Origin of the sequence: Streptomyces sp. R-07 (assembly GCF_049913175.1) — a bacterium.
Taxonomy (GTDB): Bacteria; Actinomycetota; Actinomycetes; order Streptomycetales; family Streptomycetaceae; genus Streptomyces.
In genome coordinates this window covers 3,212,189-3,235,985 of the sequence record NZ_CP183978.1, presented here as the reverse complement: position 1 = coordinate 3,235,985, position 23,797 = coordinate 3,212,189, and the positions used below count along the sequence as shown (strand labels likewise).

At 72.6% G+C, this 23,797-nt stretch carries 24 protein-coding genes; 15 read left to right on the top strand and 9 right to left on the bottom strand.

Annotation, left to right across the window (positions count from 1 at the left end; translation table 11 throughout):
- Positions 1–20: 20 nt before the first annotated feature.
- Positions 21–380 carry an SsgA family sporulation/cell division regulator gene (locus ACN9M0_RS14565; RefSeq protein WP_366039164.1) on the bottom strand — a complete coding sequence of 120 codons (360 nt, stop codon included), beginning with the start codon at positions 378–380 and terminating at the stop codon, positions 21–23.
- 178 nt (positions 381–558) lie between these two features.
- Between ACN9M0_RS14565 and ACN9M0_RS14560 the strand changes: the two genes are divergently transcribed.
- The 7 genes from ACN9M0_RS14560 (at position 559) to ACN9M0_RS14530 (ending at position 6,708) form a co-directional block, all read left to right on the top strand.
- Positions 559–1,575: an energy-coupling factor ABC transporter permease gene (locus tag ACN9M0_RS14560; RefSeq protein ID WP_399698656.1), complete on the top strand. Its 1,017-nt coding sequence runs from the start codon at positions 559–561 to the stop codon at positions 1,573–1,575.
- 1 nt (position 1,576) lies between these two features.
- The gene (cbiQ, locus tag ACN9M0_RS14555; protein ID WP_426403713.1) at positions 1,577–2,338 is read left to right on the top strand and encodes a cobalt ECF transporter T component CbiQ; all 762 of its coding nucleotides are present in this window, start codon (positions 1,577–1,579) and stop codon (positions 2,336–2,338) included.
- The gene (locus ACN9M0_RS14550) at positions 2,326–3,078 is read left to right on the top strand and encodes an energy-coupling factor ABC transporter ATP-binding protein (protein ID WP_399698659.1); all 753 of its coding nucleotides are present in this window, start codon (positions 2,326–2,328) and stop codon (positions 3,076–3,078) included. Before cbiQ ends, ACN9M0_RS14550 begins: the two co-directional genes overlap by 13 nt.
- A gap of 139 nt (positions 3,079–3,217) precedes the next feature.
- Positions 3,218–3,715, top strand: coding sequence for an allene oxide cyclase barrel-like domain-containing protein (locus tag ACN9M0_RS14545; protein ID WP_366039169.1), 498 nt, complete (start codon positions 3,218–3,220; stop codon positions 3,713–3,715).
- A gap of 93 nt (positions 3,716–3,808) precedes the next feature.
- Entirely contained in the window at positions 3,809–4,978 is a 1,170-nt protein-coding gene (locus tag ACN9M0_RS14540; protein ID WP_366039206.1) for a serine hydrolase domain-containing protein, read from the top strand.
- Between the two features lie 126 nt (positions 4,979–5,104).
- Complete coding sequence (locus tag ACN9M0_RS14535; RefSeq protein ID WP_426403712.1) at positions 5,105–6,175, top strand: ArsR family transcriptional regulator; 1,071 nt, start codon at positions 5,105–5,107, stop codon at positions 6,173–6,175.
- Between the two features lie 26 nt (positions 6,176–6,201).
- The gene (locus ACN9M0_RS14530; RefSeq protein WP_366039171.1) at positions 6,202–6,708 is read left to right on the top strand and encodes a YbaK/EbsC family protein; all 507 of its coding nucleotides are present in this window, start codon (positions 6,202–6,204) and stop codon (positions 6,706–6,708) included.
- A gap of 9 nt (positions 6,709–6,717) precedes the next feature.
- Here ACN9M0_RS14530 and ACN9M0_RS14525 read toward each other — a convergent pair whose 3' ends face one another.
- Positions 6,718–7,335 (bottom strand): LysE family translocator, encoded by a 618-nt coding sequence (locus ACN9M0_RS14525; protein WP_366039172.1) that lies wholly within the window; start codon positions 7,333–7,335, stop codon positions 6,718–6,720.
- A gap of 77 nt (positions 7,336–7,412) precedes the next feature.
- Positions 7,413–8,180, bottom strand: coding sequence for a 2OG-Fe dioxygenase family protein (locus ACN9M0_RS14520; protein WP_366039173.1), 768 nt, complete (start codon positions 8,178–8,180; stop codon positions 7,413–7,415).
- 182 nt (positions 8,181–8,362) lie between these two features.
- Between ACN9M0_RS14520 and ACN9M0_RS14515 the strand changes: the two genes are divergently transcribed.
- Positions 8,363–9,148: an SDR family NAD(P)-dependent oxidoreductase gene (locus tag ACN9M0_RS14515; RefSeq protein WP_366039174.1), complete on the top strand. Its 786-nt coding sequence runs from the start codon at positions 8,363–8,365 to the stop codon at positions 9,146–9,148.
- On the opposite strand, the gene ACN9M0_RS14510 is transcribed toward ACN9M0_RS14515, so the two are convergent.
- The 4 genes from ACN9M0_RS14510 to ACN9M0_RS14495 form a co-directional block, all read right to left on the bottom strand.
- On the bottom strand, positions 9,145–10,032 hold the full coding sequence (locus tag ACN9M0_RS14510; RefSeq protein WP_426403711.1) for a MerR family transcriptional regulator: 888 nt from the start codon (positions 10,030–10,032) through the stop codon (positions 9,145–9,147). The two genes, ACN9M0_RS14515 and ACN9M0_RS14510, sit on opposite strands and share 4 nt — an antisense overlap.
- An 87-nt stretch (positions 10,033–10,119) precedes the next feature.
- Positions 10,120–10,971, bottom strand: a complete 852-nt coding sequence (locus ACN9M0_RS14505) for an EamA family transporter (RefSeq protein ID WP_366039176.1) — start codon at positions 10,969–10,971, stop codon at positions 10,120–10,122.
- A complete protein-coding gene (locus ACN9M0_RS14500; protein ID WP_426403710.1) occupies positions 10,968–11,456 on the bottom strand; it encodes a YbaK/EbsC family protein in 489 nt (162 codons plus the stop codon). The genes ACN9M0_RS14505 and ACN9M0_RS14500 overlap by 4 nt, the downstream gene beginning before the upstream one ends.
- Positions 11,457–11,509: 53 nt before the next feature.
- Complete coding sequence (locus ACN9M0_RS14495; protein ID WP_426403709.1) at positions 11,510–13,144, bottom strand: penicillin-binding transpeptidase domain-containing protein; 1,635 nt, start codon at positions 13,142–13,144, stop codon at positions 11,510–11,512.
- A 266-nt stretch (positions 13,145–13,410) separates the two neighbouring features.
- Here ACN9M0_RS14495 and ACN9M0_RS14490 point away from each other — a divergent pair, with 266 nt between their 5' ends.
- Positions 13,411–14,724: a hypothetical protein gene (locus tag ACN9M0_RS14490; protein ID WP_426403708.1), complete on the top strand. Its 1,314-nt coding sequence runs from the start codon at positions 13,411–13,413 to the stop codon at positions 14,722–14,724.
- A gap of 82 nt (positions 14,725–14,806) precedes the next feature.
- Here the strand turns inward: ACN9M0_RS14490 and ACN9M0_RS14485 are convergent, their stop codons facing one another.
- Both ACN9M0_RS14485 and ACN9M0_RS14480 read right to left on the bottom strand, forming a co-directional pair.
- Positions 14,807–16,138: a hypothetical protein gene (locus tag ACN9M0_RS14485; protein ID WP_426403707.1), complete on the bottom strand. Its 1,332-nt coding sequence runs from the start codon at positions 16,136–16,138 to the stop codon at positions 14,807–14,809.
- Between the two features lie 64 nt (positions 16,139–16,202).
- Positions 16,203–17,957: a dolichyl-phosphate-mannose--protein mannosyltransferase gene (locus ACN9M0_RS14480; RefSeq protein ID WP_426403706.1), complete on the bottom strand. Its 1,755-nt coding sequence runs from the start codon at positions 17,955–17,957 to the stop codon at positions 16,203–16,205.
- Between the two features lie 52 nt (positions 17,958–18,009).
- Here ACN9M0_RS14480 and rsmI point away from each other — a divergent pair, with 52 nt between their 5' ends.
- The 6 genes from rsmI (at position 18,010) to ACN9M0_RS14450 (ending at position 23,794) form a co-directional block, all read left to right on the top strand.
- On the top strand, positions 18,010–18,897 hold the full coding sequence (gene rsmI, locus ACN9M0_RS14475; RefSeq protein ID WP_366039183.1) for a 16S rRNA (cytidine(1402)-2'-O)-methyltransferase: 888 nt from the start codon (positions 18,010–18,012) through the stop codon (positions 18,895–18,897).
- Between the two features lie 138 nt (positions 18,898–19,035).
- Positions 19,036–19,455, top strand: a complete 420-nt coding sequence (locus ACN9M0_RS14470; protein ID WP_366039184.1) for a hypothetical protein — start codon at positions 19,036–19,038, stop codon at positions 19,453–19,455.
- 40 nt (positions 19,456–19,495) lie between these two features.
- Complete coding sequence (locus ACN9M0_RS14465) at positions 19,496–20,365, top strand: TatD family hydrolase (protein WP_356905424.1); 870 nt, start codon at positions 19,496–19,498, stop codon at positions 20,363–20,365.
- Between the two features lie 72 nt (positions 20,366–20,437).
- Complete coding sequence (locus tag ACN9M0_RS14460; RefSeq protein ID WP_366039185.1) at positions 20,438–21,739, top strand: ubiquitin-like domain-containing protein; 1,302 nt, start codon at positions 20,438–20,440, stop codon at positions 21,737–21,739.
- Positions 21,740–22,028: 289 nt separating this feature from the next.
- Positions 22,029–22,904 carry a 16S rRNA (adenine(1518)-N(6)/adenine(1519)-N(6))-dimethyltransferase RsmA gene (gene rsmA, locus ACN9M0_RS14455; protein WP_366039186.1) on the top strand — a complete coding sequence of 292 codons (876 nt, stop codon included), beginning with the start codon at positions 22,029–22,031 and terminating at the stop codon, positions 22,902–22,904.
- Positions 22,901–23,794: a 4-(cytidine 5'-diphospho)-2-C-methyl-D-erythritol kinase gene (locus tag ACN9M0_RS14450; RefSeq protein ID WP_426403705.1), complete on the top strand. Its 894-nt coding sequence runs from the start codon at positions 22,901–22,903 to the stop codon at positions 23,792–23,794. The genes rsmA and ACN9M0_RS14450 overlap by 4 nt, the downstream gene beginning before the upstream one ends.
- The last annotated feature ends 3 nt before the right edge of the window (positions 23,795–23,797 follow it).

The following is a 23,797-nucleotide window of genomic DNA, read 5'->3' as shown; positions in this document are numbered from 1 at the left end:
GGTCCTGAGGCCGTACGCCGTCAGTGTGTCGTCATCGACGTACTGGCGGCGTACGTGTGCTTCAGGAAGCGGAGGAGGGCCGTCGTGTCGAACTGCACGACGGTGACCCCGTCGTCCGTGTGGAGCTCGACGACCGTCTGGACCCGGCCGCAGGGCCAGACCCCGATGTCGCCGCGACGGGTAGGCGCGCGCAGGCCGGTCTCCAGGAGCGCGCGCGGGAAGGACCACTCGACGGCGCCGGGGAAGCCGAGACGGACGGTCGCGGGGGAGGACTCGGGGTCGTAACGGAGGGACACCGGGACGGGCCGGGAGAGTGGGGCGTCGCTGATGATCCGTCCCTTGGCGTGGTCGTCGACTTTTCGGTCGTGCGCGCCGGCCATCGGGGGCTCCTCACGTTTTGTCCTCTTATCGACTAATGTCCCACTCCTTCCCGGTGACCGCCGGGTGCATGCGTGTACGGCGACGGGTGTGCGCGGGGTCACGTGCGTCCCTGCGCCGCCGTCCTGTGACCCATGCGCTCTTGCAAGCTCTTTGCAGGAGCGCTCTATCATTCGGGACGTGCATGTACCTGACGGATTCATCAACGCCCCCGTATCGGCGGCCGCCGGTGTCGTCGCCGCCGGCGCCGTCGCCGCCGGCCTGCGCGGAGCCCGGCGCGAACTGGACGAGAGGACGGCGCCCCTCGCCGGCCTCGTCGCGGCCTTCATCTTCGCCGTCCAGATGCTGAACTTCCCCGTCGCCGCGGGGACCAGCGGACACCTCCTCGGCGGTGCGCTCGCCGCGATCCTCGTCGGGCCCTGGACCGGCGTCCTGTGCATCGCCGTCGTCCTCCTCATGCAGGGCATCCTCTTCGCCGACGGCGGCCTCACCGCCCTCGGCGTGAACATCACCGTCATGGGCGTCGTCACCGTCGTCGTGGCCTACGCCCTCTTCCGCGGCCTGGTCCTCGTCCTGCCGCGCACCCGCCGCTCGGTGACCGCCGCCTCGTTCGCCGCCGCGCTCGTCTCCGTACCGGCCGCGGCCGCCGTCTTCACGCTCATCTACGCGATCGGCGGCACCACCGACGTACCGGTCTCCAAGGTCCTCACCGCCATGGTCGGCGTGCACGTCCTCATCGGCGTCGGCGAGGCCGTCATCACCATGCTGACCGTCGGCGCCGTCGTGGCCGTCCGCCCCGACCTCGTGTACGGCGCCCGCGGCCTCACCGCCCCCCTCAAGCTCCGCGTCGACGGCGAGCTGATCGACGCGACCCCGGCCCCGGTGGCCGCCCGCCCCCCGAAGAAGCTGTGGATCGGCGGTCTCGTCACCGCCCTCGTCCTCGCCGGCTTCGTCTCCTTCTACGCCTCCGCCAGCCCCGACGGCCTGGAGAAGGTCGCCGCCGACAAGGGCATCGACGCCAAGGCCGAGGACCACGCCGCCGCCGACTCCCCGCTCGCCGACTACGGCGTCAAGGGCATCGAGGCCCCCCGGCTCTCCGGCGGCCTGGCCGGCGTGATCGGCGTGGGCGCGACCCTCGCCGTCGGCACCGGCGCCTTCTGGATCGTCCGCCGCCGCAAGACCGCTGTGAACGCCTGACATGGGAGCGGGGCACGCGCACAAGCTCTACCGGCACGCACCGTCGCCGGTCCACGAGCTGCCCCCGCACACCAAGCTCGTCGCCGTCCTCGGCTTCGTCGTGGTCGTCGTCTCGACGCCCCGCGAGGCCGTCTGGGCCTTCGCCCTCTACGCCGCGCTCCTCGCGGCCGTCGCGGCGAAGGCCCGGATCCCGGCCGGCTTCCTGCTCAAGCGGCTGCTCATCGAGATCCCGTTCGTCGCCTTCGCGCTGCTCATGCCCTTCGTGGTCCCCGGCGAGCAGACGACCTTCCTCGGGGTGTCGCTGAGCGTCCCCGGCCTGTGGGGCGCCTGGAACGTCCTCGCCAAGGGCACCCTCGGCGTCGCCGCCTCCGTGCTCCTCGCCTCCACCACCGAACTGCGGGCCCTGATCCTCGGCCTCCAGCGGCTGAAGCTGCCGCCGCTGCTCGTCCAGATCGCCTCGTTCATGATCCGGTACGGGGACGTCATCACCGACGAGATGCGCCGCATGTCCGTCGCCCGCCGCTCGCGCGGCTTCGAGGCGAAGGGCGTCCGCCACTGGGGCGTCCTCGCCAAGTCCGCCGGCGCCCTCTTCATCCGCTCGTACGAGCGCGGCGAACGCGTCCACCTCGCCATGGTCAGCCGCGGCTACGCCGGCACCATGCCGGTCATCGACGAGGTGACCGCCACCCGCGCCCAGTGGACGTACGCCGCCGCGCTGCCGCTCACCGCACTCCTGATCTGCCTCCTGGGATGGACCCTATGACCGCCCCCTCGCTCGACGTCACCGGCCTCGCGTACGCCTACCCCGACGGCCACCAGGCCCTCTTCGGCGTGAACCTGACCGTCGGGCGCGGCGAACGGGTCGCCCTCCTCGGCCCCAACGGCGCCGGCAAGACCACCCTCGTCCTCCACCTCAACGGCATCCTCACCGGCGGCGCGGGCACGGTCACCGTCGCCGGGCTGCCGGTCGGCAAGAAGCACATGGCCGAGATCCGACGCAAGGTCGGCATCGTCTTCCAGGACCCCGACGACCAGCTGTTCATGCCGACCGTCCGCGAGGATGTGGCCTTCGGCCCGGCGGCGGCCGGTGTCCGGGGCGCCGAGCTGGAAGCCGTCGTGCGCAGGGCCCTGGACCGGGTCGGCATGGCGGAGTTCGCCGACCGGCCCCCGCACCACCTGTCCTTCGGACAGCGCCGCCGGGTCGCCGTCGCGACCGTCCTCGCGATGGAGCCGGAGATCCTCGTCCTCGACGAGCCGTCCTCCAACCTGGACCCGGCCTCGCGCCGCGAGCTCGCCGACATCCTCCGCACCCTCGACGTCACCGTCCTGATGGTCACCCACGACCTGCCGTACGCCCTGGAGCTCTGCCCGCGCTCGCTGATCCTCAGCGAGGGCGTGATCGCGGAGGACGGTCCGACCGCCGCGATCCTCTCGGACGAGGAGCTGATGGCCCGGCACCGCCTTGAGCTGCCGTTCGGCTTCGTGCCGAGTTCCGTGGCCTGACTTTGCTCCGACCGGCTGGACATGCCGGTGGGTCGTGCCGGGAAGCTCCGAGCGGTGGCGGCGCCGAGGTTATGAAGGGAATCGGATGACAGTTCGTCGTTCGATCCCCTTCATGGACATCACCCTCAGGAGTCGCACTATGCGCCCCATCAGAGCCGCCTGTCTCGGCACGGCCACACTGGTCGCCCTTCTCACCTGCACATCTGTAGCGGGCGCCGCCGCGACGGACACCGGTTCCGCCCAGACCACGGGCAAAGCCCGGGTCATCACCCTCACGGGCGTGGTGCAGGAGGTGCACCGCTTCCCCGTATCGACCACCCCCGGCGTCGTCTCGCAGGGCGATCGGGTCGTCGTCCGCTCGATCCTCTCCGACCTGGACGGCAACGAGGTCGGCGAGACCAACGGCACCTGCACCACCACCCGGGGCGGCAGCGATGAAGCCGAGCAGTGCCTCGTGACCTACACCCTCGCGGACGGCCAGCTCGTCGTGGCGGGCATGTTCTACAACTACCTCGACCCGGACGCTTCCTTCGACAACGCGATCACCGGCGGCACCGGGAGGTACGACAAGGCTCGTGGCTCGGTCCACGCCGAGCTGCTGAATGGCGTGAGGACGTTCACGATCAGCCTCGTCTGAGGCCCCCCCGGCGTCCACCTGACCCCGGAATCCGACCGTCCCCCCTCGCGTTGCACCATGGGAGCCGGTCGAACGAAAGAGAGTGTGGGTCAGGTGGACGTCCAGGGCACGGTGGCGGCGGGCTGGGAGCCGGTCAGGGACGCGTTCCTGCGCAACTTCGAGCAGCGGGGGGAGCGCGGCGCGGCCGTCGCCGTCCACCGGGACGGCGTGAAGGTCGTCGACCTGTGGGCGGGCACCAAGGATGCCGACGGCCAGGACATGTGGTCCGAAGACACCGCCCAGGTCGTCCGCTCGGCCACCAAGGGCGTCGCCGCCGCCGTCCCGCTGCTCCTGCACCAGCGCGGCCTGCTCGACCTGGACGCCCCCGTCGCCTCGTACTGGCCCGAGTTCAAGGCCGCCGGCAAGGACCGGGTGACCGTACGGCAGCTGCTCGCCCACCGGGCCGGGGTGCCCGTGCTCGACCGGCCGCTCACCCTCGCCGAGGCCGTCGACCTGCCGACGGCGACGGCCGCGATAGCCGCCCAGGCCCCCGTCTGGGAGCCCGGCACCGCCCACGGCTACCACGCCCACACCTTCAGCTGGCTGCTCTCCGGCCTCGTCCAGCGGGTCACCGGCCGCACCATCGGCCAGTGGGTCGCCGAGGAGATCACCGGCCCCCTCGGCCTCGACCTGTGGATCGGCCTGCCCGAGGCCGAGGCCCACCGGGTCGGCCGGCTCGGCCCCGTCGAGGAGATCGACCCGCCCGGCAGCGGCGCGCTCAAGCTCCGCCCCAAGCGCTCCGTCACCGAGGCCTACCAGGACCCGGACTCCCTCACCCGGCGGGCCTTCGGGGTCATCGACCCCAAGCCCGACGAGAACGACCCCGTCTACCGGGCCGCCGAACTGCCCGGCTCGGCGGGCGTCGCCACCGCCCGCGCCCTCGCCCGCTTCTACGCCGCCACCCTCGGCCCCGTGGACGGCGCCGAGCGCCTCCTCACCCCGGACACCCTCACGCTCGCGCGGACCGAGGAGTCGGCGGGCCTGGACAAGGTGCTGCTCGTCGGCACGCGCTTCGGCCTCGGCCACATGCTGCACGGTCCGGCCTCCCCGCTCCTCGGCCCGTCCTCCTTCGGCCACCCCGGCCGCGGCGGCTCCCTCGGCTTCGCCGACCCGGACGCGGGGATCGCCTTCGGGTACGTCACCAACGGCATGCGGAAGACGGTCACGGCCGACCCGCGCGCCCAGGCGCTGATACGGGCGGTGCGGTCGGTGACGGGGGCCTGAGTTCCGGGCCTCACCCACCGGGACGGGCGACCTGACATTGTGAGCGGTCGCCGGCAGTCGACCGGCCACCTGGCCGATACCGTGTGGCCGCTCCACCGACCGATGGAGCGGGCACGGGGGTGCAGGGTGATCGAGATTCCGCCGCGGCGGACCGGGTACGGGACGGTCCGGATCGCCGACAGCCGACTCTGGGAGACGTACGGCAGCATCGGGCTGCTCTCCACACGACAGGGGCTCGCGCCCTGGCCGTACACCAACTGGGACCGGGCGGCCCGCCGTTCACTGACCCGGGCCGGGGTGACCATCCCGGGCTGGCTCGCCCCTCTCTACCGGATCCGCGGTGGCGCCCTCCCGTCCTTCCTCCTCGTCGTCCCGTCCCCCGCCTTATCGGCCGGGCGCGACCTCGCGGCGGACCTCGCCCCGCTCCGCGCCGTCTCCCCGGCCCGTGTCCGGGAGGAGCTCGACCAGTGGTTCCCGCAGGGCGTGCCCGCCGAGGTGCGCCCCCTGTACGAGGACCCGCGGGCGCGCCTCGCCGAACTCTGCGAGTTCCTGCCCCGGTACTGGCACGCCGCCCTGGCCCCGTACGCGGCACCCCTGCGGGTCGCGACGGAGGAGGACATCCTGCTGCGCGCCCGGATCCTCGCCACCCAGGGGCCGGAGCGGCTCCTCGGCTCCCTGCGCGGACGGCGGCTCGCGCGACACGGCGACACGCTGAGGCTGCACGTCGCCGGGGCGAGCGGCCGGATCGCGGTGCCGGACGTCTCCCGACTGGTCCTCGTCCCCCTGGTGTTCGGCCGGGGAGCCCCGTACGCGGCGTCCGCGCCGGACGGGACGGCGGCCGTGGCGTACCGGGCCGAGGGGGCCGCCGTACTCGTCGGGGAGACGCCGCCGGACCGGCGGGGCCCCGCCGGCGGCCCGGCGCGGGGCGACCGCCTGGAGATCCTGCTCGGCCGCAGCCGGGCCGGCGTCGTCCGCGGCCTCGTCGCGCCCACCACCACCTCGGACCTGGCCGCGACCCTGGGCCTCGCCCCGAGCACCGTCTCCGAACACCTCGCGTCCCTGGTCGCCGCGGGCGTGGTGCGGCGGCGCAGGGAGGGCGTGCGGGTGCTGTACGAGCTGGACGGCCCGGGTGTCGCGCTGCTCCGGCACATGGACACCAGGCGTAGGGTCAACGCACCGGAAAACCGAACCAGTTGAAACCAGTTGAATCCAGGAGGAACAGAATGACCACGGATGCCACGGGTGTCGAGGCGGACACGTACGGGAAGCTGCTCGCCCTCCTCGACGAGCGCGGCGCGGCCTACCGGGTGATCGAGCACGCCCCCGAGGGCGCCACCGAGGCGGTCAGCGCGCTGCGGGGCCACGAGCTCGACCGGGCGGCCAAGTGCATCATCGCCATGGTGAAGATCGGCAAGAAGGAGAAGCGCTTCGCGCTCGTCGTCGTACCGGGCGACCGGCGCATCGACCTGGGCGCCGTGAAGGCGCTGTACGGCGGCACGTACGTCTCCTTCGCCTCCCCGGAGATCGCCGAGGAGCTCGCGGGCTCCCCGAGCGGCACGATCCTCCCGTTCGCCTTCGACGAGCGGCTCGAACTGATCGTGGACCCGGACCTGCTGGTCCACCCGGAGTTCTTCTTCAACGCGGCCCGGCTCGACCGCTCGATCGCCCTCTCCGCCGAGGACTACCGGGCGATCGCCGAGCCGCGCGTGGAAAAGGTCTCGGCCGTCTGACCCCTGGGCTCAGGCGACGGCCGGGGTGAGGGCGAGCACCATCCCGAGCCCGACGAGCACGGTCCCGATGACCTTGTTGAGCACGCGCTGCCGCTGCAACAGCCGGGTGCGCAGGCTCTGGTTGGAGAAGAGCACCGCGGCCAGCGCGAACCACACCAGGTGCGCGAACGACATGAACAGGCCGTAGCCGATCTGCTGGAAGACCGGGGTGTCGGCGCTGACGACCTGGGTGTAGGTGCTCAGTACGAAGAGCATGGTCTTCGGGTTGAGCGCGTTCGTCAGGAATCCGGTGCGCAGCGCCCCCGCCTTCGAGAGACCGGCATCGGCCGACAGGTCGATGTCCACCTGGGCCTTGGCGACGAAGGTCTTGTATCCGATGTACACCAGGTACGCCGCGCCGATCAGTTTCATCGCGGTGAAAAGCATCGGGGTCCGCGTCACCAGAAGTCCCACGCCCAGCATGGTGTAGGTGACATGGACGAGAACACCCAGGGAAATACCGACGGCGGCGAGAACGCCGGCGGTCCGCCCGTACAAATAACTGTTCCGGACGGTCATCGCGAAGTCCGCGCCGGGACTGATGACTGCCAGAATGGTGATGACCGCTACGGCGATGAGCTGACCCATTTTCCCGTCTTCTCACTCGGGTGGAATGCGGGCGCGGGGGACGCCGTAGTGGCCGCCCCCCGCGCCGCACCGGACACTTACGGCTTGTGACGGTAGGTGATCACGAGCACGTCGCGCGAGGCCGGGAGGGCGGGATCGATCTGCTCGATGGGCGTGACGCCGTGGAAGACCCGCTCGTCGTTGACGAGCGCCACGTCGAGGACGTCGGTGAGGGAGAACTTCTCCACCGGCTGCTTGTCCAGGTTGAAGACGGTGCTCTCGCCGCCGGTGGCGTTCGAGCGGCCGATCATCGCCATCAGGACGAAGGTGACGCCGTCGCGGTGGACGCCCTCGGGGGTCGGCAGGCCGACCTCCTCGCCGTTCACCTCGATGCGGAACTGGTGGGCCTCGATGTGCCAGCCCGAGTAGGGGGCGAGGCGGCCGAAGACGTCGCAGCCCAGCGTGAGCAGGCTGTCCATGGTGCGGCCGCGCAGGCTCTGCTCCTCGAACGGCTCGTAGTGCCGGGCGACGCCGCCGTTGAGGTTGTTGTAGTCGAGGCCCTGGTAGTGCGGCTGGTGCTCCTCGATGCGGTAGTCGGCGCTCGCCCGGGGCGCGCTGAGCGTCGCGTGGCGGCGACGGCGGTAGCGCCCGCCGTCCGCCATGTACCCGTCGAGCGGCATGCGGGACCAGCTGTCGCGGAAGGACTCCAGGTCGTCGATCGCGGTCTCGGAGCGGCGGAGGAGGAGCTGCTTCACCTTGTCACCGGTGATCAGGTCGAAGCTCCGGGAGGAAAGCGATGCGCAGATCTCCTCGACACCGGATTCATACGAGCCGTACGTATCGTGTGCATGCTGCTGCGAAGCCATTTCTTCCCCCTGGGTCAAAAAGTGATCGTCGACGGGGTCGATCGTGGTATTCGCATCGGGTGGGTGTCAAAGTCTTTCGGCCCTGGCCGAATCGCCGAGAGTCCGCTTTCTCTGGGTATTCGTCCGCGAATTCGGTGAACGCCATGTTGCGAAAAGGTTTCCTGGGGTGCTGGGATCGGCCCATGGGCATCGGCGAACGCTTCGACGGGTACGCGGTACTGATCACGGGCGCGGCGCGCGGCATCGGCGCGGCCACCGCACGGCGGCTCACGGCGGAGGGCGCCCGGGTCCTCGTCACGGACATCGACGAGGAAGCGGCCCGGAGGACGGCCGGGGAACTCCCCGGGGCGGTGGCGGCGCGCTGCGACGTGGGCGACCAGGAGTCGGTGGACGCGGCCGTCGCGTGCGCGGTGGAGACCTTCGGCGGCCTCGACGTCCTCGTCAACAACGCCCTCGCCCCCGTCGCCGCCGACCGGGACCGCTTCGAGGACGAACCCGACACGGGCTGGTCGGGTCAGCTGGACGTCACGCTGATGGGCGCCGTCCGCTGCTCCCGCGCGGCCCTGCCCCACCTCGCGGCGGCCGGCGGGCGCGGGGCGATCGTCACGATCGGCTCGGTCAACGCGGAGGCGGACTTCGGCAACCACGCCTACAGCGCCTCCAAGGCGGCCCTCGCCTCCCTCACCCGCACGCTGGCGGGCGACGCGGCACCGCGCGGAGTCCGGGTCAACCAGATCAACCCGGGCACGATCGCGACCACGGCCTGGGCGGGCCGGGAGGCCGACCTCACGGCCCTCGCCACCCGCGTCTACCCGCTGGGCCGCGTCGGCACCCCGGAGGACGTGGCGGCCGCCGTCGCCTTCCTCGCCTCCCGGGACGCGTCCTGGATCACGGGCACGACCCTCCGTGTGGACGGCGGCCTGCTGGCGGTGAACACCCACTTCGCGGAGGTGCTGGGCGAGCGCTAGGGCCTGAGCGCGCGCAGCACCCATTCGATCGCGGGGGCGGGACTCTCGGGCGGGGCCCATCCGTTGACGACGGCGAGCAGCTCGAAGTACCGCTCGCGACGAGGATCGACGAGCCCCTCGAGCCGCCGCACCAACTCGACCCGATCGACCGCGCAACGGTCCAGCACATTCCGTACGACGGGCTCGGCCCCGGAGGACCGGGGATCGAGCCCGGTGGCGAGGGCGGGCCCGGCCACGTCCCGTACGACGGCGGCGAGCCCGGGCCGGGGCACGCCGCCGAAGCCCTCCGCCTCCCCCACGGCCGCCCGGCGCACGGAGTCCCGGAACCCCGGCTCCTGGCACAGCTCGGCCAGTTCGACCCAGGCGCCGATCTGCTCGGGCCCGGGATCGTCGGGCAACTCGGGCGTCAGGGACCGCCTGACCCCCGCGAACACGGTCTCGGCGCCGAGCCCGCCGAAGACGGAGTCGAGGAAGTCCCCGACGAGACGGCGACGTTCATCCTCGGAAAGCCGGGCGAGCCTGTTCATGAGTTCCGTCTCCTCGGGAGTAGATCCACGCGAGGCCACCGCCGTCAGCACGGCCCGCCGCAACCGCAGGGCCCTGATCTGCACGTCGAGCGCCTCGGCATGCAGCGCGGCGACCTCCGGCAGCGCGACCTCCCGGTCCAGCACCCGCCGGATCGTGGGCAGATCGATCCCCAGGTCCCGCAGGGTCCGCACGAACGCGAGCCGCGCGACGGCGTCGGCGCCGTACAGCCGGTACCCGGCGGCACTGCGCCCGGCGGGCCTCAGGATCCCCTCGTCGGAGTAGAACCGCACGGTCTTCACCGACACCCCACCCCGCCGCGCCAGCTCCCCGATCCCCAACCCGGTGTCCTCGTCCATGCCCCCACCCTGGGGTCTCCCCCTACGGGAGACGCAAGTCCGGGTCAGGAGCGGGACGTCGGCCGAGGCACCGTCAGGTTCTCGGGCTCACCCCGCGTGCAGCATCAGCCCGATGCCGACCACCATCAGGCCCGCCGCCGCGACCCTCGGGGCGCCGAAGCGTTCCTTGAAGAAGAGGGCGCCGATGGCCGCGCCCACGATGATCGAGGACTCGCGCAGGGCGGCGATCGGGGCCAGCGGGGCCTTCGTCTGGGCCCACAGGACCAGGGCGTACGCCGCGACCGAGAGGGCCGCGCCGAGGAGGCCCCGGGCCGCGTACGGGCGGAGCTGGGGAAGGAGGGCCGCGCGGCGGGTCCACAGGGCGTACGCCGGGATCGCCAGGCCCTCCATGATCATCAGCCACCCGATGTAGCCGAGCGGCGTGCCGGAGGCGCGGACGCCGACCCCGTCGACGACCGTGTACAGCGCGATCGACAGGCCCGTCGCGCCCGCCGCCAGCAGCGCCGGCCAGTGCGGACGGCTCCCGCCGCCCCGGATGCCCCACAGCGCGAGGCCCGTCAGGCCCGCGCACGCCACCGCCACCCCGAGCAACTGCCAGCCGCCCGGCACCTCGTGCACGAAGACCGCCGCCAGGACGGTCACGACCAGCGGGGCCGTACCGCGCGCGATCGGATACATCTGGCCGAAGTCGCCGAGCGCGAACGAGCGCATCAGCAGGACGTAGTAGCCGATGTGGAGCAGCGCGGAGGCGAGCAGGTACGGCCACGCCCCCGCCGCCGGCAACGGGACGAACAGCGCCACGGTCAGGCCGATCAGCGCCCCGCCGCCCGAGATCAACGTGAACGAGAGCAACTGGTCCTTGATGCCGTGCGCGATCGCGTTCCAGCCGGCGTGCGTGACCGCCGCGACGAGGACCGCGAACGTGACGAGCGGCGTCACGCCGACGGCTCGCGGACGTCCACCAGCGTGCCGCCCGCGTGCGCCACCAGCGACTTCGGGTCCATCGCGAAGACCGTGTGCGGGGTGCCCGCCGCCGCCCACACCACCTCGTGGTCCAGGACGCCCCGGTCGGCGAGGACCCGCGTCCGGGTCCGGTGACCGAACGGCGGCACGCCCCCGATCGCGTACCCCGTCGTCTCCCGGACCACCTTCGCGTCCGCCCGGGTCACCTTCTCCGCGCCCAGCTCCTGCCGTACCCGCTCCACGTCCACCCGCGAGGCGCCGTCCATCAGGACGAGGACCGGCACCCCGTCGGCCGCGAAGATCAGCGACTTCACGATCTCCGCGACCTCGCAGCCGATGGCCTCGGCGGCCTGCTGCGCGGTGCGCGTCTCGTCCGGGAAGCGCCGGATCTCGACGTCGAGCCCCAGCTCCCGGAGGGCTGCGGCGAACTGGGGGTGGGCATCAGCGTGTGGGGTCGTCATGGCCCGCACGCTAGCGGTCGGTGTACGGGACACGCGACCGGGTTCCGGAGGTCTCAGTCCGCGTTCAGCACCCGCGCCACGATCGGGCCGGCGGCCGTCGACCCGTGACCGGCGCCCTCCACGAAGGCCGCCGCGGCGAGATCGTCCGCGAACGCCGTGAACCAGCTGTCCGACGTCGTCTGGCCGCCGACCTCCGCCGAACCGGTCTTGGCGCCCTTGTCGCCGCGCACCGAAGCCATCGGGCGGACCGCCGTGCCATAGCTCGCCGTCGCTGTGGTGCGCATCATGGCGCGCAGCTGCCGGGCCACCGACGCCGGCAGCTCCCGCTCGGCCTCGGCGAAGGTCCGGTCGTCCAGGTCCGCCGCGACCAGGTACGGCTGCCGGAACCGTCCGTCCTTCGCCGTCGCGGTGATCGAGGCCATGGTCAGCGGGTTCATCTGCACCGTGCCCTGGCCGATGTACTGCTCGGCCGCCCCGCCGCCCGTCGCCTCGGGGACCTTGCCGTCGAACGACCGGATGCCGGTCTTCCATTGGAGATCGATGCCGAAGACCTCCTTGGCCTCCTTGCCCAGCGCGGAATCGTCGCCGACGTCGTCGATCTTCTTGATGAAGGCGGTGTTGCAGGAGCGGGCGAAGCTCTCCCCGAAGGTCGCGCCGTTCCGCGAGAAGCCGTTCAGGTTCTCGATGGTCCGGCCGTAGTACATGGCGTTCGGCGGGCACTCGGCGACCTGGTCCGCCTTCACCAGCCCCTTCTCCAGGAGCAGCGCCGCCGTGACGATCTTCATCGTGGAGCCGGGCATCTTCTGGCCCTCGAACGCCGCGTTGAAGCCGCCCGCCGGGCTGTTGGCGACCGCCCGTACGGCCCCCGTCGACGGCTGGACCGCGACCACCGACGCCTTGTCGTACTGCTTCACCGCCTTCTCCGCCGCCGCCTGCACCCCCGCGTCGATCGTGGTCCTCAGCGTCCCCGGCTTCCCCTTCGCCAGGACGAGGAGCGTGGTGTCGGCGACGGCCTCGTTGCCCGAGTCGATGTACGTCTCGACGCCGGTCGAGCCGTCGACCTTCGCCCCGTACCGCTTGCGCAGCTCGTCCAGGACCGGTCCGAGCGAGGGGTACTTCTCCGCCGTCAGCTCGACCCCGTCGTGGTCGACGGCCTTGATGGCGGGGGTCTTCGCCTCACCCGTCCGCAGCGTGCCCGTCGCCGTCAGCCTCGGGTGCAGCACCGTCGGCTGCCACTTCACCAGCGGCCGGCCGGTGGTCTGCCCCCGCACCACGGTCAGTTCGGAGGCGTACGACCAGTCCTTCGACACGCCCTTGTACGTGACGGTCGCCTTCACCGTGAACGGCACCTTCGCCCCGACGGGCGCGCCCGGCGTGATGACCGCCTTCGAGACGCCCGCGCCCGCCCGGTAGCCGGCGACCGCCGGTCCCGCCGTGACCGGGTCGTTCGTCAGCTGTGCCGCCCGGTCCGAGTCCCCGGACGCCCAGGCGGCCAGGAAGTCCTTCGCGGTGGCCGTGACCTCGTCGGTGGTGACGGGTCCCGTCTTCGGCGCGTCACCGGCCTTGGTGTCCACGGAGGTCTCGCCGCCCGTGACCCCGTTCCAGAGGTTGTAGCCCCCGTACCCGACCCCGCCCGCCACGACGGCGAACACGCCTCCGACGATCGCGACCTTGGCTCCACTGCGCATGGCTGCGCCTCCCCTCCCCAGGTGGACCCAAGAGTCAAGCAGCGGTCACCTGCGGGTGTCGAGCAACTTCCACGTCATCCGTCACACCGGAAGCACTCGACGCACTCGACGCACTCGACGCACGCGACGCACGCGACAGAATTTCACCGTGGATCACGTACAACCGTTCGTGGCGCACGTGTGTCTTACGGGTGAATGAGAGCGCGGCGGGGGGTCTGCCCGCTCTCCCCAACACACGTGAATCCGGGGGGATTTCCATGGCACGCATGCGTTCGGCAGTGGTGGCGGCGACGGCTCTGGTGGCCGCTGTCGCACCGGTGGCGCTCGGAGGAGCGCAGGCCGTCGCGGTCACCGTTCCGGTGCCGGCCGCCGCGGCGGCCGAGGCCCAGGACATCGGCGGCATCACCCAGCCGGGCGGCCGGCTGACGGTGCCCGCCGGTGCCGAGGGGCCCGTGACGCTCAAGTTCACGGCCTCGCTGATGCCCGACACGACGGGGCAGCTGAAGGCCCGCGTCACGCTGCCCATCACCAACTGGCCGGTCGGCGGCTGGACCGACTACCGCACGGCCGCGCAGATCAAGTCCACCTGCTCGGTCGACGGCGCCGCCGCCGCGCCGTGCTCCTGGAAGGGCACGAGCCTCGACGAGGACGGCCCGGCCCGTGTCGTCCTCGACCTGCCCGTGAAGCCGGCCGCGGACCGGATCTTCTACGCCGTGACGCTCGACCTGCCCGACACCCTCGCCTGGATCGGCTCCCTCGACGCGCCCGTCACCCTCACCGACGAGACCGGCAAGGTCGTCGCCGACGGCACGGTCGGACTCGACGTCGTCCAGGGCACCCCGGACGCCTGGCGCCGCGCCGCCCTCCACGCCCGTGACAAGGACGGCGTCCTGTGGCGGTACGAGGGCACGGGCAAGCTGAACAGGCCGTTCGGCACCCGTACCAAGGTCGGGGGCGGCTGGGGGGCCTACACGGCCGTCACCCCGGTCACGACCGCCACGGCGGACGGCCGGGGCGACCTCGTCGCCCGCGACAGGTCCGGAGTCCTCTGGCTCTACAAGGGCACCGGCAAGCCCTCCGCGCCCTTCGCGCCCCGCGTGCGCGTCGGAGGCGGCTGGAACGAGTACACCGCCCTCGTCGGCCGCGACGGCCACCTGGTCGCCCGCGACAGGTCCGGGGTGCTGTGGCTCTACAAGAAGACGGGTGACGTCACCAAGCCCTTCGCTCCCCGTGTCCGGGTCGGCGGCGGCTGGAACACGTACGACGCGCTGACCCCGCAGGACGGTGGCGCCCTCGCCCGAGACACGACCGGCGTGCTCTGGAAGTACGCTCCCGAAACGGTCACGCCGTCCACCACGCAGCCCTACAAGGCGCGCCTGCGCGTCGGCGGCGGGTGGAACACGTACACGGCGATCGCGGGCACCGCGGACCTCGGTGTGTACAGCGCCCCGGACGTCGTCGCCCGGGACGCCTCCGGCACGCTCTACGCGTACGAGGGCATCGTCAGGGGAGGCACCGTGGTGCCGGGCGGCCGCACGCTGGTCGGCGGTGGCTGGAACATGTACGACCTCATCTTCTGAATCTTCTGACGCCCTCGCGGTACCTCCGCACGAAAGGCCGCGGGCCCCGGGAACTCCCCGGGGCCCGTGGCCTTTTCATGACTCAGAAGATCAGGTCGTACGCGTTCCAGCCGCCGCCTACGAGGCTGCGGGTGGGGCCGGGAACGACGCTGCCCCAGGACGAGTAGGGCGAGGGCTTGCGCACTCCCTGGTAGAGCCAGAGCCTGCCGGCGGCGTCGCGGGCGACCAGGTCGGGATTCTCGTCACGTCCGAGTTCCGTCGTGCCGGCGAGGGCGGTGTAGACGTTCCAGCCGCCACCGACGCGCTGCCTCGGCTCGAAGGGCGCACAGGGGGCGCAGCCTTGGCGTTCGTACTTCCACAGCACGCCGTCCTTGTCACGGCCCACGATCCCTTCGTACCCGCCCGGCATGGTCAGCGCCGTGTACGTGTTCCATCCGCCGCCGACCCGCTGTCGCTGTTCGAACGGGCCTTCGTACCGCCACAGCACGCCGTCCCCGTCCCGGGCGACCAGACCCCGGTAGCTGTCCCCGACGAGGGAGGTGTAGATGTTCCAGCCGCCGCCGACCCGCCGCCGCGGTGCGAACGGGGCGTCGGGCTTGCCGGTGCCCTCGTAGTACCAGAGCACCCCGGCCCGGTCGCGGGCCACGAGGCCGCCGGTCCCCCCGGCGGTGGGGCCCTCCACCGGAGTGACGGCCGTGTACGCGTTCCAGCCGCCGCCGACGCGCTTGCGCGTCGCGAACGGCCGCGTGACGTCACCGGTGCCCTCGTACCGCCACAGCACGCCGTACTTGTCCCGGGCGTGCAGCGCGCCGCGCTGGTTCGGAGGGGGCGTCCCGGGGACGAAGTCGAGGCCGACCGTCCCCTCGGCCACCACCGCGCCCGTGCTGTCCTTCAGCTCGACCAGGGTGTCCGGGTGGCCCAGGACCAACGCGGTCCGGTCCGCGTCCATGGTGACGGCGTAGGCGAGGGTGCCCGCGGCCGTCACGGTCGGAAGGGCGAGGGACGGCGGAGGCTTCTCCTCTCCTCCGTAGCGCACATAGGGCATGTCCCACAGACACTCGCCGTACGCCACGCCGTTGACCGAGCAGGTGGAACGGATCACGTTCTCGCTCACCGGCGAGCCGCCCGCGACCGCGGCCAGCGTGTAGGGCAGGCGCAGGACCGCGGTCACCGGCCCCCGGACGCCCGCCGGCAGCGAGGCCGTGAACCGCAGCGTCACCGGCCCTTCCTCACCCGCCGGGACCTTCAGCCGGCCGCCCTCCTGGACGACGGTCCCGACCGTCCCTGCCTCCGCCGCCGTCCCGGTGACCGCCGCCGTCGCGGGCGCGGCGACGGCCGCCGCTCCCCCGAACGCCGGCGGCGCCAGGGCCGCGACCAACGCCGCCGCGACCACGGCCGTACGCACTCGTGCCACGAAGTCCTCCAAGCCCTCGGATGCTGTACACCCGTTCGACCCCGTGACGCCGCGAAAGGTTGTACTAGACCCAGGTGTCGAGCCACATCCGGTTGCGCCATTGGTCCAGCGGAATGGGCGTGCCGGTGTAGAGGGGCCAGAAGTAGATGAAATTCCAGACGATGAGCAGGACGAGACAGCCCGCCGCCACCGCGCCGAATGTGCGGCGTCTTTCCGATGAACCCGCGGGGCCGATGATCGCGCCCAGCATCATCGCCACCGCCAGGCACAGGAAAGGCACGAACACGACCGCGTAGAAAAGGAAGATGGTGCGTTCCTGGTAAAGGAACCAGGGGAGCCAGCCGGCCGCGATGCCGCAGGCGATCGCGCCCGCGCGCCAGTCGCGGCGGAACGCCCAGCGCCACAGGACGTACAGGATCGCGAAGCACGCCGCCCACCACAGGAGCGGGGTGCCGAGGGCCAGGACCTCCTGGGCGCACTTCTCCTTCGCGGTCGCCGGGCAGCCCGCCGTGCCCGGGGCGGGGGACTCGTAGAAGTACGAGACGGGGCGGCCGAGGACGATCCACGACCAGGGGTTCGACTGGTAGGTGTGCGGCGAGGTCAGGCCGACGTGGAAGGTGTACACCTCGGACTCGTAGTGCCAGAGGCTGCGCAGCCAGTCCGGGAGCCAGCCCCAGGTGCCGCCGCCGACCGCCTTGTCGTGGTCCTCCGCCCAGTGCCGGAAGTAGCCCTTGTCGGAGACGAGCCAGCCCGTCCAGGTCGCCAGGTACGTCGCGATCGCCACCGGCACCACCGACACGAACGCCGGGACCAGGTCCTTCTTGAACACGGAGGCGTACGGGCGGACCGCGCCCGACGTGCGCCGGGCACCCACGTCCCACAGCACCGTCAGCAGGCCGAAGGCGACCATCACGTACAGGCCGTTCCACTTGGTGGCCGCCGCGAGGCCGAGGGACACGCCGGCCGCGAGCCGCCACGGCCGCCAGCCGAGGCGCAGGGTCTCCGCGATCTCCGCGTCGGGCCGCAGCACCCCCTCCTCGTCCTCCGGGAGCGCCGCCGCGAGCCGCGCGCGCGTGCGGTCCCGGTCGAGGACGAGGCAGCCGAAGGCGGCGAGCACGAAGAACATCAGCACCTGGTCGAGGAGCGCGGTGCGGCTCATCACGAAGTGCAGTCCGTCGACGGCGAGCAGCAGGCCCGCCAGGCAGCCGAGGAACGTGGAGCGGAAGAGGCGGTGGCCGATCCGGCACAGCATGAGCACCGACAGGGTGCCGAGCAGCGCCACCATGAAGCGCCAGCCGAAGGGCTCGAAGCCGAAGAGCTTCTCGCCGACGCCGATCACCCATTTGCCCATCGGCGGGTGGACGACATATCCCGGGTCGGTCGGGATCAGGACCGACCCGGGGTCCTTCAGGATCGTCTTGTCGATGTCCTTCGGCCAGGCCCCCTCGTACCCCTGGTTGATCAGGGCCCAGGAGTCCTTCGCGTAGTACGTCTCGTCGAATATCACCGCGTGCGGCTTGCCCAGGTTCCAGAACCGGAGCAGGCCCGCGACCGCCGTGACCAGGAGCGGACCGCCCCAGGCCATCAGCCGCCACAGCCGCTCGGCCAGGTGGGGGCCGATGCCGAGGAGCGACCACGTCCGCTCGGACGGGCGGGTGTACGGGGGGACGAGCCGCTCCCGCAGCCCGACGGGGGTGGCGTCCGGGGCGGGCGGCGCGTAGCCGAAGCGCCGCAGCCTCTGCTGCCATGAAGAGGGCTCTGCCACGGGCGCCGCCATGGGGTGCTGGCCCTCCAGGGCCTCGGGTGCGGTACTGGTCACCGCGCCATCGTAGGGAACGCGCCTGTGCGCGTCGCCTGTCCGGGCTGGGAGGATGTCCCGTGTGACAGGAACGCTGGTACTCGCAGGGACCCCCATCGGCGACATCGCGGACGCCCCGCCCCGGCTCGCCACCGAGCTGCAGAGCGCGGACATCGTGGCCGCCGAGGACACCCGGAGGCTGCGCGGCCTCACCCGGGCGCTCGGCATCCACACCACGGGCCGGGTCGTCTCGTACTTCGAGGGCAACGAGTCCGCCCGTACGCCGGAGCTGGTCGAGGCCCTGGTCGGCGGCGCGCGGGTGCTGCTCGTGACCGACGCGGGCATGCCGTCCGTCTCGGACCCCGGCTACCGGCTGGTCGCCGCCGCCGTCGAGCAGGACATCAAGGTGACGGCCGTCCCCGGCCCGTCCGCCGTGCTGACCGCGCTCGCCCTCTCCGGTCTCCCCGTGGACCGCTTCTGCTTCGAGGGCTTCCTGCCGAGGAAGGCCGGCGAGCGCCTCGGGCGGCTGCGCGAGGTCGCGGACGAGCGGCGGACCCTCGTGTACTTCGAGGCCCCGCACCGCCTCGACGACACCCTCGCCGCGATGGCCGAGGTCTTCGGCGCCGAGCGCCGGGCCGCCGTCTGCCGCGAGCTGACCAAGACGTACGAGGAGGTCAAGCGCGGCCCGCTGGCCGAGCTGGCCGCCTGGGCCGCCGAGGGCGTGCGGGGTGAGATCACCGTCGTCGTCGAGGGTGCCCCGGAGACCGGGCCCGCCGAGCTCGACGCGGAGGAGCTGGTGCGCAGGGTGCGGGTGCGCGAGGAGGCGGGGGAGCGCCGCAAGGAGGCGATCGCCGCGGTCGCCGCGGAGGCGGGACTTCCCAAGCGGGAGGTGTTCGATGCCGTGGTGGCGGCAAAGAATGCGGACGCGTCGGGCCCCGGAAACGGTAAAGGACTAATCTGAAAGGCAAAGCCGAACCCGGCGCCGGGACCCTCTTCTGGGCGCTTGGCAAGGGAAGGGCCAAAAGCCTTCCATGGTTCTTCCCCCGCTGATGCGCTCGGGCCCGAAAAGGCGTCCACTGATCAGTGGAGAGGAGCTGGCATGAGCGAGATCACCGGCACCGGCATATCCGTCGCCCATGAGGCGTACGCCTTCGCCTGCATGCGCTGTGGATACGGCTGGGAGCAGGCGTACGACATCGAGCACCACGTCGACGCCGCCGGCCAGGAATTCGTCGTCTACAAGGCCGACGGAGAGCGGGTCCCGTCCCCGCTGTCCAGCCCCACCTGCATGAACTGCGGCGGCCACGTCGTCCGCATCATGCGCGCGGGGCAGGTGTCGTCGGTGCTCGACCTGATCGCCGCGACCGAGAAGCACCAACACGGGGCGCGGGCGACGAAGCCCGTCTCACCGGCCGGACCCATCGGCCAGGAACTGACCGAGGACACTCCCGAGAAGCCGCCGGTACCGCACCACTGGCACCTGTCGGACCTCTTCCACCCCTTCCGGCGTCACCAGTAGGCCACGCGCCGGCACTCATGGTCCTCGTACGATCGGGGCCATGAGTGCCAAGGACGCCCCGCCGCCGCTGCCCGAACCCCTCCTCGTGGAGGTCGCGGACTCGCACACCCACATGGACCTGCAGTCCGGGACCGTCGAGGAGGCCCTCGTCAAGGCCGCCGCCGTCGGCGTGACCACGGTCGTCCAGGTCGGCTGCGACGTGAAGGGCTCGCAGTGGGCCGCCGAGACGGCCGCCGCCCACGAGAACGTGCACGCCGCCGTCGCGCTGCACCCCAACGAGGCTCCGCGGATCGTGCTCGGCGACCCCGACGGCTGGTCCCGCCAGGGCGCCCGTCAGGGAGGCGGAGACGCGGCCCTCGACGACGCCCTCGACGAGATCGACCGGCTCGCCGCCCTGCCGCACGTCCGCGGGGTCGGGGAGACCGGCCTCGACTTCTTCCGCACGGGACCCGAGGGCATCGCCGCGCAGGAGCGTTCCTTCCGCGCCCACATCGAGATCGCCAAGCGGCACGGCAAGGCCCTCGTCATCCACGACCGCGAGGCCCACGCCGACGTGCTGCGCGTCCTGGACGAGGAGGGCGCCCCCGAGCGGACCGTCTTCCACTGCTACTCCGGCGACGCCGCCATGGCCGAGATCTGCGCCGCCAAGGGCTACTACATGTCTTTCGCCGGCAACGTCACCTTCAAGAACGCCCAGCCGCTGCGCGACGCCCTCGCGATCGCCCCGCTGGAACTGGTCCTCGTCGAGACCGACGCCCCCTTCCTCACCCCCGCGCCCTTCCGGGGCCGCCCGAACGCCCCGTACCTGATCCCGGTCACCGTCCGGGCCATGGCCGAGGTCCGCGGCATCGGGGAGAACGAACTGGCCGGGGCGATCGCCGTGAACACGGCCCGCGCCTTCGATTACTGATCCATAACGGTTACGTGTCGTAGCCGGGTCGCCGCACGGAGTGATCGGCGCCCCGGCTAGGGTCCCGGCCTCGTGAGCACTTCCCAGGGCAGTCACCGCGCCGGACGGCGGGCCGCGACCCTGCCCGTCCACGAGCAGCCGACCCAAGCAGCGCCGCTCGTCGTCCCAGGTCCGGTCCCCGGGGGCACCGTCCCCGGAGGCACCGTCCCCGGGCAGGGCTCCCGCGCCGGGGCCCGCCGTGCCGCCCGGCGCCGCAGGACCTCCGGCGGCGGCACCGCGGCGGACGGGCTGCGCAGGCTCGTCCCGCAGGCCCTCGTCGTCGCCTTCCTGGCCGGCGGCACCAGCGCCTTCCTCGCCGACGACAAGGCCGTCGAGCTCACCGTCGACGGCGTCCCGCGCACCCTCCACACCTTCGCCGACGACGTGCGGGAGCTCCTCGCCGACGAGGGCGTCGCCGTCGGCGCGCACGACATCGTCGCCCCCGCCCCTGGGGAGGCCCTGGCCAGCGGCGACGAGATCGTCGTCCGGTACGGGCGGCCGGTCTCCCTCACCCTCGACGGGCAGCGCCGCCAGATCTGGACGACGGCGGAGACCGTCGACGGCGCCCTGCGCCAGCTCGGGGTCCGCGCCGAGGGCGCCTTCCTCTCGGTCTCCCGCGCCGCCCCCATCTCCCGCCAGGGCCTCGCCCTCGACGTCCGCACCGAGCGGGCCGTCACCTTCCTCGCCGACGGGCGCGAGCGGACCGTCCGCACGAACGCCGCCACCGTCCGGGAGGCCCTCGCCGAGGCCGGGATCACGCTCTCCGCGCAGGACACCACCTCCGTGGCGGGCGGCTCCTTCCCCCGTGACGGCCAGACCGTGAACGTGCTGCGGATCACCGGCGCCACACAGGTGCGGGAGGAGTCCGTCCCGTACGCCGTCGAGCAGGTCCGCGACCCGGAACTGTTCGCCGGCACCGAGGTCGTCGAACGGCAGGGCGTCCCGGGCGTCCGCCGCGTCACGTACAGCCTGCGCACGGTCAACGGCGTCCGGCAGCGGCCCCGCAGGACCGGCGAGGAGATCGTCCGCGAGCCGGTGAGCCGCAAGGTGCGGCTCGGCACCCGGCCGCTGCCCACCTCCGTCGCCGGCGCCGACGGCCTCGACTGGGGCGCGCTCGCCGCCTGCGAGTCCGGCGGCCGCCCGAACGCGGTCGACGCCTCGGGGACGTACGGCGGGCTCTACCAGTTCGACCCCGGCACCTGGCACGCCCTCGGCGGCAGCGGCACCGCGCAGAACGCGCCCGCCGCCGAGCAGACGTTCCGGGCGAAGAAGCTGTACGTGCAGCGGGGGGCGAGTCCGTGGCCCCACTGCGGCCGCCGGCTCACCAGTGGGTAGCCATCCGCAGTCGTTCGGTGACATGTTGTCACGTGCGCCCGGCGCCCAGGCGACGTCGGGCACCCTCCTCAGTCGGGCCACGCGGCTTGATCGACCAGCGTCCGGGGGGACGTGCCACGAGGGCTGACGGCGCCTGCCGCACAGCACCAGGGCACGAAGGCGATCTGCTCGTACCTTGCGCAACGCTCAAGGGCACTGAGCCAATCAGAGACGCCGTACCGGTGAGCGCCGACGGCCTCGCGGCGGCCTGTACGGCTGGTCGGGGCCGGGCAGGGCCTACGCTGTACCGGTGAGCACCACCACCGGCCCCGAAAGCCCCGACGCCCTCCTCGGCCCCGCCGACATCCGTGAGCTGGCCGCCGCCCTCGGCGTGCGCCCCACGAAGCAGAAGGGCCAGAACTTCGTCATCGACGCCAACACCGTCCGGCGGATCGTCCGCACGGCCGAGGTCCGGCCCGAGGACGTGGTCGTGGAGGTGGGTCCCGGACTCGGCTCCCTCACCCTGGCCCTCCTGGAGGCCGCCGACCGCGTGACGGCCGTCGAGATCGACGACGTGCTCGCCGCCGCGCTGCCCGCCACCATCGCCGCCCGCATGCCCGCGCGCGCCGACCGCTTCGCGCTCGTCCACTCCGACGCGATGCACGTCCAGGAGCTGCCGGGCCCGCCGCCGACCGCGCTCGTCGCGAACCTGCCGTACAACGTGGCCGTGCCCGTCCTGCTCCACATGCTGGAGCGGTTCCCGAGCATCGAGCGGACCCTCGTCATGGTCCAGGCCGAGGTCGCCGACCGGCTCGCCGCCAAGCCCGGCAACAAGGTGTACGGCGTCCCGTCGGTCAAGGCCAACTGGTACGCCGAGGTCAAGCGCGCCGGCTCCATCGGCCGCAACGTCTTCTGGCCCGCGCCGAACGTCGACTCCGGCCTCGTCTCCCTCGTCCGCCGCACCGAACCCCTCGCGACCACCGCCACCCGCCAGGAGGTCTTCGCGGTCGTCGACGCGGCCTTCGCGCAGCGCCGCAAGACCCTGCGCGCGGCCCTCGCGACCTGGGCGGGCTCCCCGGCGGCGGCGGAGGAGGCCCTGGTGAAGGCCGGGATCTCGCCGCAGGCGCGGGGCGAGTCGCTGACGGTGGAGGAGTTCGCGCGGATCGCGGAGGCGAAGCAGCAGTGAGCGTGACCGTACGGGTACCCGCCAAGGTCAACGTGCAGCTCGCGGTGGGCGCGGCCCGCCCCGACGGCTTCCACGACCTGGCGAACGTCTTCCTCGCCGTCTCCCTCCACGACGAGGTCACCGCCACCCCCGCCGACGAGCTGACGGTCACCTGTGAGGGCCCGGACGCCGACAAGGTGCCGCTGGACCGCACCAACCTCGCCGCGCGCGCCGCCGAACTGCTCGCCGCCCGGCACGGCATCTCCCCGGACGTGCACCTGCACATCAAGAAGGACATCCCGGTCGCCGGCGGCATGGCGGGCGGCAGCGCGGACGGCGCGGGCGCGCTGCTCGCCTGCGACAGGCTCTGGGGGCTGGACACGCCCCGTGACGTGCTCCTGGAGATCTGCGCCGAGCTCGGCTCCGACGTGCCGTTCAGCCTGGTCGGCGAGGCGGCGCTCGGTACCGGGCGAGGCGAGAAGCTGACGGGGCTGCCCGTCGGCGGCACCTTCCACTGGGTGTTCGCCGTCGCCGACGGCGGGCTCTCGACCCCGGCCGTGTACGGCGAGTTCGACCGCCTCGCCGAGGGCGTCGAGGTCCCCGAGCCGGCCGCCTCCCCGGCCCTCCTGGAGGCCCTGCGCACCGGCGACCCGGCCGCCCTCGCGGGCGCCCTCGCCAACGACCTCCAGGCTCCGGCGGTCTCCCTGCGGCCCTCGCTCACCGCGACCCTGACGGCCGGGACCGAGGCGGGCGCCCTCGCGGCCCTCGTCTCCGGCTCGGGCCCGACGACGGCGTTCCTCGTGAAGGACGCGGAGGCCGCCGAGCAGGTCGCGGCGGCCCTGACCGCGTCCGGCACGTGCCGTGCGGCGCGGGTGGCGACCTCCCCGGCGGCGGGTGCGACGGTCCTGTAGGAC